The following is a 2,484-nucleotide window of genomic DNA, read 5'->3' on the forward strand; positions in this document are numbered from 1 at the left end:
CTACATGCCCCTTGCAGGCACGCGAAATTCACCCCCCCTCGTATAAGTCAGGGATAGGGTGTCTGCGATAAAAACTAATGGGAATAGTTATTCTAAAGTGACAAAAAGTTGGGATGCAATTTTCCAAATTCCCGATTTCCGGGTCCATTGGGCGGAATATTTGCCACCGATCACGGCGTCGGATCCGATGGAGGGGTCATATCCTTTCCAGCTCCCGGTTTCCCAGGCTAAATTTGAGGGCTCATTGATTTGAATCTCAGAGGGCGTGCGTACCCAGTACATTTTACTGTCGGGGGCTTTGCCTATATAGCTCCTTAACGCCTCTTTCCCGCTCAGTAGGGTACCCGCACCGGTGGTGGTCAGGACATCTTCGGTAAGAAAGGAGAGAACCTTCTCATGGTCGTACGATTTAAGGGCCTGGTTCGACGCCTGCCTCAACATGCTAATGTCAGTAACCTCACCCTGGGCATAAATGGCCACGGTGAAAACCAGGAGCACAAATTGAAGGATCGTTTTAAAGTATTTCATGACTTTATATAGTTTAGGTACAATGCTAACAAGTAGGTAGTTTAGGATTCTTACCCTATAGTCTCAGATAAGATACGATAATTGATATCTATATTCTTGGTTATATTCGTAATCACCAGACCAAAACTACATTTATGAAATCCAACCTGACCTTTGCATACTACTTTCTTTTTATGGTCTTTTCAGGCCTGGCACAAACGGAGCCTTCCGTATTTGAAAACCTGAATTTTCGCTTTATAGGCCCTGAGGGCAACCGGGCAATTGCCATTGCCGGGGTCCCGGGGGATCCGATGATCAACTACATAGGCGCAGCCTCCGGAGGACTTTGGAAAACAACGGATGGGGGTATCGGATGGGAACCTGTTTTCGATAAGCAGGAGGCCTCTTCCATCGGGTCTGTAGCCATTGCACCTTCCAACCCGGATATTGTATGGGTAGGAACGGGGGAGACCTTTGTGATTCGGCCGGCCCATGCCATGGGAGACGGGATTTATAAATCTGAAGATGCCGGGGCGACCTGGACGCGTATGGGCCTGGAGAAAACCGGGCGGATTGGTCGGATTTTGGTGCATCCGGAGAACCCGGATATTGTATATGCCGCGGCCCTGGGGCATACCTATGGCCCCCAGCAGGAACGGGGGGTTTATAAGACTACGGACGGGGGGAAAACCTGGAATCGGATCTTTTTTGTGGACGAGGGAACCGGTGCGGCCGAACTCGCCATGGACCCTACCAACCCAGACCGGCTAATGGTCGGGATGTGGTCCATTCATATCAATACCTGGGGTTTGCGCAGCGGGGGACCCGGTGGGGGGGTATACCGTACCCTCGACGGGGGAGCGACCTGGAAACCCATGTCCGCTAACGGATTACCGGGCGGAGCAGAGAACCCTGTCGGAAAAACAGCAGTGGCCATAGCCCCTTCTTCCCCGGATATCGTCTATGCACTTTTTGAAATAGAAAGCCCGGCCCTGTACCGTTCTGCAGATTTTGGTGAGACCTGGACGCTCCAAACAAGGAACCACGATATTGCCGAGCGGGCGCCCTATTATACCCGTATGGCCGTCTCCACGGATTCCCCGGACGAGATTTATATTGCCAGTGTAAAGTTCAGTACTTCTACTGACGGGGGTAAGACTTTTAAAAGCGGATATAGCGCCGGGGGGGATAACCACGATATCTGGCTGGACCCGACCAATGCGGACCGGATGATGGTAGCTCACGACGGCTGTGCCAGCATTACCCTGAACCGCGGGAAAAGCTACCAGAGGGTCGTACTGCCCATTGCTCAGATGTATCATGTTTCGGTAGACGACCGCATCCCTTATAACGTCTTCGGAAACCGTCAGGACGGGTATTCCTATATGGGCCCTAGCAACAGCCGGCAGGGCTATATTCCCCTTGGGCTCTGGAAGGGGGTTGGAGGGTGTGAAAGCGGTTTTGCCCAGCCGGATCCATTTGATAACGACATCATTTGGTCCGGGTGTTATGACGGGGGCCTGGAACGCTATGATCTTAAGACAGGACACGCCCGGGATGTTCGGGTCTGGCCTGAGGCCGGGTATGGCTGGGAACCCGGCAAGTTGAAATACCGCTGGCACTGGAATTTTCCATTGTCCTTTTCACCACATACTCAACACAGGGTGTACGTCGGCAGCCAGTTTGTCCACAAGAGTGATGACGGGGGCCAGAGCTGGCAGGTGATCAGCCCGGACCTGACACTCAATGACAAAACCCATCAACAAAGTTCGGGGGGGATTGCCATCGACAACCTGATGACCTTTGACGGGTCGGTCCTTTTTAGCATTGAGGAATCCCCCCTGGAGCCGGGCCTGATCTGGACGGGGAGCAATGATGGGCAGGTGCAACTCACGCGGGACGGAGGTGCCCGTTGGGCAAATGTGACGGCCAACATCCCCGACCTGCCCGCCTGGGGCACCATCGCCAATATTGAAC

Annotated in this window: 2 protein-coding genes; one reads left to right on the forward strand and one right to left on the reverse strand. The window is 53.2% G+C overall.

Annotation, left to right across the window (positions count from 1 at the left end; all coding sequences use genetic code 11):
- Nucleotides 1-87: 87 nt before the first annotated feature.
- Nucleotides 88-528: a YybH family protein gene (locus tag WBV75_RS04065; RefSeq protein WP_424119373.1), complete on the reverse strand. Its 441-nt coding sequence runs from the start codon at nt 526-528 to the stop codon at nt 88-90.
- Between the two features lie 134 nt (nt 529-662).
- On the opposite strand from WBV75_RS04065, the gene WBV75_RS04070 reads away from it, so the two are divergent.
- Nucleotides 663-2,484: WD40/YVTN/BNR-like repeat-containing protein (locus tag WBV75_RS04070; RefSeq protein WP_424119374.1), on the forward strand; the 1,822-nt coding region annotated here is incomplete at its 3' end.

The sequence above is a fragment of the Robiginitalea sp. genome (assembly GCF_049588695.1).
Lineage (GTDB): Bacteria > Bacteroidota > Bacteroidia > Flavobacteriales > Flavobacteriaceae > Robiginitalea.

Coding starts and splice junctions, on each gene's coding strand:
- WBV75_RS04065 (WP_424119373.1), bottom strand. CDS start 528: ATGAAATACTTTAAAACGATCCTTCAATTTGTGCTCCTGGTTTTCACC.